Origin of the sequence: Mycobacterium nebraskense (genome assembly GCF_002102255.1) — a bacterium.
Taxonomy (GTDB): domain Bacteria; phylum Actinomycetota; class Actinomycetes; order Mycobacteriales; family Mycobacteriaceae; genus Mycobacterium; species Mycobacterium nebraskense.
This window is the reverse complement of record NZ_LQPH01000104.1, coordinates 26,121-32,346: the sequence shown is the minus strand read 5'-3', so window position 1 is coordinate 32,346 and position 6,226 is coordinate 26,121. Positions and strand designations below refer to the sequence as shown.

General features: G+C 65.3%; 7 protein-coding genes. 3 read left to right on the top strand and 4 right to left on the bottom strand.

Annotated features, from left to right (window positions below):
- Window positions 1–204: 204 nt before the first annotated feature.
- Window positions 205–423, top strand: coding sequence for a hypothetical protein (locus AWC17_RS11385; protein ID WP_047322892.1), 219 nt, complete (start codon window positions 205–207; stop codon window positions 421–423).
- 1 nt (window position 424) lies between these two features.
- Here the strand turns inward: AWC17_RS11385 and AWC17_RS11380 are convergent, their stop codons facing one another.
- The 4 genes from AWC17_RS11380 to AWC17_RS11365 are packed head-to-tail and all read right to left on the bottom strand — an operon-like array spanning window position 425 to window position 4,673.
- Window positions 425–1,660 carry a cytochrome P450 gene (locus AWC17_RS11380; RefSeq protein ID WP_046184520.1) on the bottom strand — a complete coding sequence of 412 codons (1,236 nt, stop codon included), beginning with the start codon at window positions 1,658–1,660 and terminating at the stop codon, window positions 425–427.
- A 45-nt stretch (window positions 1,661–1,705) separates the two neighbouring features.
- Window positions 1,706–2,191, bottom strand: a complete 486-nt coding sequence (locus tag AWC17_RS11375) for an NUDIX hydrolase (protein ID WP_047322891.1) — start codon at window positions 2,189–2,191, stop codon at window positions 1,706–1,708.
- A gap of 7 nt (window positions 2,192–2,198) precedes the next feature.
- Window positions 2,199–3,554: a WS/DGAT/MGAT family O-acyltransferase gene (locus AWC17_RS11370; RefSeq protein WP_046184522.1), complete on the bottom strand. Its 1,356-nt coding sequence runs from the start codon at window positions 3,552–3,554 to the stop codon at window positions 2,199–2,201.
- Window positions 3,555–3,596: 42 nt separating this feature from the next.
- A complete protein-coding gene (locus tag AWC17_RS11365; protein WP_047322890.1) occupies window positions 3,597–4,673 on the bottom strand; it encodes an SDR family oxidoreductase in 1,077 nt (358 codons plus the stop codon).
- Window positions 4,674–4,898: 225 nt separating this feature from the next.
- On the opposite strand from AWC17_RS11365, the gene AWC17_RS11360 reads away from it, so the two are divergent.
- Together AWC17_RS11360 and AWC17_RS11355 are read left to right on the top strand one after the other, a co-directional pair.
- On the top strand, window positions 4,899–5,690 hold the full coding sequence (locus AWC17_RS11360; protein WP_167385571.1) for a lysophospholipid acyltransferase family protein: 792 nt from the start codon (window positions 4,899–4,901) through the stop codon (window positions 5,688–5,690).
- A 35-nt stretch (window positions 5,691–5,725) separates the two neighbouring features.
- Window positions 5,726–6,223 carry an adenosine-specific kinase gene (locus AWC17_RS11355; protein WP_046184532.1) on the top strand — a complete coding sequence of 166 codons (498 nt, stop codon included), beginning with the start codon at window positions 5,726–5,728 and terminating at the stop codon, window positions 6,221–6,223.
- Window positions 6,224–6,226 lie beyond the last annotated feature (3 nt).

Sequence of the window (6,226 nt, the reverse complement as noted above, 5' to 3'; positions counted from 1 at the left end):
TGCTTTAGAAGCCTTGCCTAGCAACATATTTGGAGAATTCTAGGCCGCTAGTCCACTTAAGCAGATAAGCAGTACATACTTTCGATACTAGCGCCGCGCGCTGACACCCTCACACCTGAAATGCCAGCCTGTGGACGAACTTCCAACTGTGGATAGCCCGATCGCGGGCCCTAGAACCCGCCGCGGCCGGGCACGCGAACTTACATGTCAGTGACAGCGTTTCAGGACCTGCCGTTGGCCGATCGCGACCGCAAGTGGGAAGGGGACGCCGCCGAGAAGCGGGTCCGCAAATGGGCCGGCGCCATCATGGACGGTGCGCGCGGCGGCGTCGACCTGCCGAAGACGGACGTCGACCGGGTCAAAAGCCACCTGGCCAAGTACTACGAGAAGATGGGCGAGGGTCCGCCGTGGGAGCGCGGGTGACCTAGACCGCGACGGAGAGTTGCGATAGTCCGCGCAGCGTGACGTTGGTCTTGTATTGCGGCTCGCCGTCCAGCCGCGCGTCCGGGAAGCGTGCCGTTATCGCCGACAGGGCCACGCCGGCTTCCAGCCGGGCCAGGGGTGCGCCCAGGCAATAGTGGGCTCCCCGGCCAAATCCCAAGTGCCGCAACACCGGCCGATCCGGATCGAAGCGATCGGGCCGGTCGAATTCCGCGGGGTCACGGTGGGCCGCGGCAAGCAGCAACATCATGACATCGCCCGCGGGCACCTCGACGCCGCCAATCATCATGTCGGCGAGAGCAATTCGGCCGACCAGTTGCACAGGCGGGTCGTAACGCAGGGTTTCTTCTACGATCGCCGGCGCTCGACCGGCGTCGGCGCCCAGAGCGGTCCACTGCCCGGGATTGCGAAGCATCGCCAACACGGCATTCCCAATCAGATTTACCGTGGTCTCGTGCCCGGCGATCAAGAGCAGATTGCAGGTAGAGACAATTTCGTCCTCGGTCAGTTGATCTCCGGACTCCTCCACCGCGATCAGCCCCGACAGCAGGTCGTCACCGGGCTGCGAACGGCGGCGCTCGATCAGACCGTGGAAGTATTCGCGCAGCCACGCCGCGGCCCGTTGTCGCTCGTTCGCGACGTCCGGCGGCACGCCGGTGAGTGTCGAGAATGGGTCCAGCGCCTGAGCCAGCAACGCCGACGCGCGGCTGAACTGCGGCTCGTCGTCGAGCGGCACGCCGAGCAGCCGGCAGATCACCGCCACCGGGAGCGGATAGGCGAAATCCTCGACAACTTCAAAGTGACCCATTTCGGCGACCCGATCGAGCATTCCGTCGACCAGCGAACGGATATCGGGCTCCAGCGCGCTCACCACCTTCGGCGCAAACGCCTTGCTGACCAGCCTGCGCAGCCGGGTGTGATCGGGCGGGTCGAGAAACAGGAAACCCGGCGGGCCCTGCCTGCGCGCCGCCGTGCCGGCCTCGGCCTGCCGCTTGGCGACCGTCGAGTTGACGTTGTCGCTGCTTGACGCCGGGTGCCGCAACACCTCGTCGCAATCGCGGTAACTCAAGAAGACGGCCAGGTTGGCCTCGGGCAGTTGCAGCGCTCCGCCGTCGCGAAACTGCGCACAGAGTCGATACGGGTCAGGCCGGTTGGCCGGGTCCAGCAGCTGCAGCAGCAGCCCCTGGGATTCGGCTTGTTCGGTCGGCGCGCTCGTCATGCGGCCATTCTGCCCGCCGGCGAGCCCCCTCGACGTCCGCGCACGTCAAGTGCCTTCTGGTAATCCCGCCAGATCTGGGTCCGCCATCAGCCGATCCAGAAAAGCAAGCTGTCCCTTCAGCAGCTTGACGCGCGCCTGCGCCACCGAAAACCAGCCCACCCGATCGACTTCCGGGAACTCCCGCAACGTGCCCGACCCCTTCGGCCACTCCAATTCGAAGGTGTTGCTGCGCGTGTCGGTCACGTCGAGGTCGCCGCCGACGGCGAAGGCGGTGACCACCTTGCCGCCGGACTGTTTCAGCTGGCCGAGGTCCAGTCGGGTCCCGGCCGGCACCGAAAGTCCGAGTTCCTCGGCGAACTCGCGTTGCGCGGCGGTCCAGGGATCCTCGCCGTCGGCGTACTCCCCCTTGGGAATCGACCAGGCCCCGTTGTCCTTTCGCGCCCAGAACGGGCCGCCCGGATGCGCGATCAAGACTTCGACGACGCCGCCGCGGGTCCGGTACAACAGCACCCCCGCACTGAGCTTCGGCATCGGCTGCTCAGGCCCCGACGGCGCGTTCCAGGTCTTTGAGCGAGGACTCCAAATGCGCGAGCAGACGCTGCAGGTGCGGCACGCTGCGCCGGCAGCCCACCAGACCGAAGTCCAGATTGCCGGCGTTGTTGGCCAGGGTGATGTTCAGCGCCTGGCCGTCCAGCGCGATGGACAGCGGGTAGTTGCCGTCGAGCCGGGCACCCCCGTAGTAGATCGGCTGGGTAGGCCCCGGCACGTTCGAAATGATGATGTTGAACGGCGGCGACGTCGACGCCACCCAGCCCGGGACGGCCGCCAACGCCAGCGCCGACGTATTGACCGCGGACAGCGCCAGTGCCTGGAAGCGAGGCAGCTGCGAAAACACCTTCTTGTTGTTGCGCATCGAATCCCTGATGGTTTGCAGTCGCTGTGCGGGATCGTCGGTATCGGTGGCGAGGTTGCAGAGGATCGCGCCGACGAGGTTGCCCCCGGAGTCGGCCTCGTCTTCGGTGCGCAGGCTCACCGGGACCATCGCGATCAGCGGCGCGTCCGGCAGCGCGTTCTGCTCGAGCAGGTAGTAGCGCAGGGCGCCCGAACACATCGCCAGGACGACATCGTTGACGGTCACGCCGGCCGCCTTCTTGACGCTCTTGATGCGGTCCAGCGACCACGACTGCGCGGCACAGCGGCGCGCGCCGCCGATCTTGACGTTCAGCATGGTGCGCGGGGCCCCGAAGGGCAACGTCAGCTGCTGCTCGAACAGCGCCGCACGCGCCAGCGAAACCGTCGACGGGGCAAGTGCCGCAAGCGATCCCGCCGCATGCAGCGCCGAAATTAACGGGCTTACCGGGCTGCTCTTGCGCTTGCTCTTGGGCAGGCTCCACGGCGCGCGCATCTCGGTGTCGTCGGGATCGGTCGACAACGCGCGCTGCATCAGTTTCTGCGCCGAGACGCCGTCGATCAATGCGTGGTGGATCTTGGTGTAGATGGCGAACCGGCCATCCTTGAGGCCTTCGATGATATGCGTCTCCCACAGGGGACGGTGACGATCCAGCAGACTGCTGTGCAACCGCGAAGTCAGCTCGAGCAATTCGCGGATCCGCCCGGGCGACGGCACTGCCGAGCGCCGGACGTGGTAGTCGACGTCGACGTCTTTGTCGTAGGACCAGCCCAGGCTTGCGATTCCGCCGACGAACGTCGCCGGATGCTTGCGGAAAGTGGGCTGAACATCATCTTGCGCGACCAAACGGTCGTAGAGCTCCCGGACGAAGCCGCGGCCGGCGCCCTTCGGCAGCTCGAACAACTGCAAGCCGCCGACGTGCATGGGATGCTCCCGCGATTCCCCCAGCAGAAATATCGCGTCGGTGGGCATCATCAGTTCCATCCACCCATTAGACCGCGACTGACGACGGGGCGAAGACGGTCTCTAGAACATCGCCGCCGAGCTGACGTCCGGATGGCTACGCATGTAATCCACGAGCCGATCGACATAGCTGCGGAACGCGGGCGCCTCGATACCGCTGCCGGCGAGATCGGCCCGACAATGATCGGTCAAGTAGAAGGTGGGTTGGGCGAAGTAATCGACCGCCTCGGGAGGGATCCGCATCCAGCGGTAGAGCCCCGGAACGTGTGCTAGTGATGCTTTCGTCAATTTCAGCGGCAGCGGGACCTTGATGAGTTCGCGGCCCGTCGCCTGGGCCAGCGTATCCGCCATCTCGTCGACCGTGAGCGGACGCGGATCCGCCAGCTGATAGGTGCGCCCCTCGGAAACGGAGAGGCCGCTCAGATATCCGACCGCATCAACGATGAAGTCGCGCGGGACCACGTTCACGCGCGTCGTCGTGGGGTCACCCACCATCGGGAGGATCGCGTACCGAGGCTGTCGCAGTAGCCACTGCATGACGAAGTAGGGACCGTCGAATTTCTGCGTCTGCCCGGTGCGGCTGTCACCGACGACAATCGAGGGGCGGTAGATCGTCGCAGGCATGCCCGCGGACATGTGCCAGCGCACGTCCGCCTCGGCGAGGTTCTTGGTCTCTTCGTAGTGGTTGTTGAACGGCGCACCGACTTCGAGGTCGTCCTCGCTGAATGGGCCGGCATAGCGGCCGCTGACATAGCAGGTGCTGAAGTAGTGCAAGCGCGTCAGGCGGGGACAGCGCTCGAGCGCGTCCAGGACGTTTCGGGTGCCGTTGACGTTGACCCGAACCGCCACGTCGCGGGGCACCGCCAAGTCATACGCGGCGGCCAGGTGCCACGCCTCGGTGACCTCGGTGAGGGTATCTGCCGCGACGCCGAGGCCGGGTTGGGTGATGTCACCTTCGACTAGCTGGATCCGCCCCTCGAGGAACGGTTCCGCAGCGCTCAGTTCCGCCACGCGTCGCTGTGCCAGCGTGCCGAACTTGGGCTGCACCAGACAGATTGCCGAATCGCCAGTGCGCTTGAGGATGCCTGGCAACAAAGAACTACCGAGAAAGCCGGGAAACCCCGTCATCAATACCGTCATCGCTGCACCTCCCCAGCCACGTTATCGATGATCGATGGTGTTCAAACGGGTCTTTTGACCCACTGCGGCCGCCATTGGTCCTCGGCTGGCATAACGAGGGTCGCCCGTCGCTCACCGAGGTCTTTAGTCCCCGCACCACGGGGATTGCGGCTCTGCGCAGGCATCGTTTGCTGGGGGAGGATGACGGCACTCGAATACACAGCGGAAGAGTCGGCTGGTGACGACATGACACATCCCGAAATCGCGAAGTGGGACCCCACGTTCACCGAGCTGCTGATCAACGCGGCGACCCCGGTCATCAAGCGATGGTTCCGGCCAGAGGTGCGGGGCCTGGAGACCTTCCCGTCGAGGGGCGGCGCATTGCTGGTGTCCAACCACTCCGGCGGCGTCCTGACGCCCGATTGGAACGTGCTGGCCCCGGCCCTGTACCGCAGGTTCGGCTACGACCGCCCGCTGTACACCCTCGCCCACTATGGCGTGTTCTTTACGCCGTTTCGCGCATCGCTGAGCCGGCTCGGCGTGATCCATGCCAACCCGGAAAACGCCGACGAGGCGCTGCGCTCGGGTGCGGTCGTGCTGGCTTTTCCCGGCGGCGACTATGACGCGTTCCGGCCGACGCTCAGCCAAAACGTCATCGACTTCGGTGGCCGGACCGGATACGTCAGAACCGCCATCCAAGCCGGCGTGCCGATCGTGCCGGCGGTGTCGATCGGAGGCCAGGAGACCCAGCTTTTCCTCACCCGCGGCAATTGGCTGGCGAAGAGGTTGGGGCTCAAGCGATTTCGGATTGAGATCCTCCCCATCACGATCGGCTTGCCCTTCGGTATGACGTTGTTCTTCCCGGCCAACATGCCGTTACCGGCCAAGATCGTCTACCAACTACTGGAGCCCATCGACATCGCAGCCCGGTTCGGCGAGGACCCCGACGTCGACGAGGTCGACGCATACGTGCGCTCGGTGATGCAGGCCGCCTTGGATGGGCTGGGGCGCGCGCGCCGCTTCCCCATCTTGGGGTGATCGCCGAAACGCGGGCGCGGTGGCAGCATGGGTATGTGACTACAACATCGCCGGCCTGGGATGTGGTGTCCGTTGACAAGCCGGACGACGTCAACGTCGTGATCGGCCAGGCACACTTCATCAAGACGGTCGAAGACCTATACGAGGCCCTGGTCGGGGTGAGCCCATCACTGCGGTTCGGGCTGGCCTTTTGTGAGGCTTCCGGGCCCCGACTGGTTCGCCGCACCGGCAACGACACGGAGTTGGTCGAACTCGCGACTCGCACGGCGCTGGCCATCGCAGCCGGGCACAGTTTCGTGATTTTCCTGCGCGACGGGTTTCCCGTCAACGTCCTCAACCCGGTGAAGGCGGTGCCCGAAGTCTGCGGAATATACTGCGCCACAGCCAATCCGGTCGATGTCGTCATCGCGGTGACTCCGCGTGGTCGCGGCATCATGGGCGTGATCGACGGACAGACACCCCTCGGGGTGGAAACCGAACGCGACGTCGCCGAGCGGCACGATCTTCTGCGCGCCATCGGTTACAAGCTCTGAGGC

What these genes read in the sequence shown, in the direction of transcription:
- AWC17_RS11385 (WP_047322892.1), top strand. Translation starts at nt 205, where the DNA reads ATGTCAGTGACAGCGTTTCAGGACCTGCCGTTGGCCGATCGCGACCGC.
- AWC17_RS11380 (WP_046184520.1), bottom strand. Translation starts at nt 1,660, where the DNA reads ATGACGAGCGCGCCGACCGAACAAGCCGAATCCCAGGGGCTGCTGCTG.
- AWC17_RS11375 (WP_047322891.1), bottom strand. Translation starts at nt 2,191, where the DNA reads ATGCCGAAGCTCAGTGCGGGGGTGCTGTTGTACCGGACCCGCGGCGGC.
- AWC17_RS11370 (WP_046184522.1), bottom strand. Translation starts at nt 3,554, where the DNA reads ATGGAACTGATGATGCCCACCGACGCGATATTTCTGCTGGGGGAATCG.
- AWC17_RS11365 (WP_047322890.1), bottom strand. Translation starts at nt 4,673, where the DNA reads ATGACGGTATTGATGACGGGGTTTCCCGGCTTTCTCGGTAGTTCTTTG.
- AWC17_RS11360 (WP_167385571.1), top strand. Translation starts at nt 4,899, where the DNA reads ATGACACATCCCGAAATCGCGAAGTGGGACCCCACGTTCACCGAGCTG.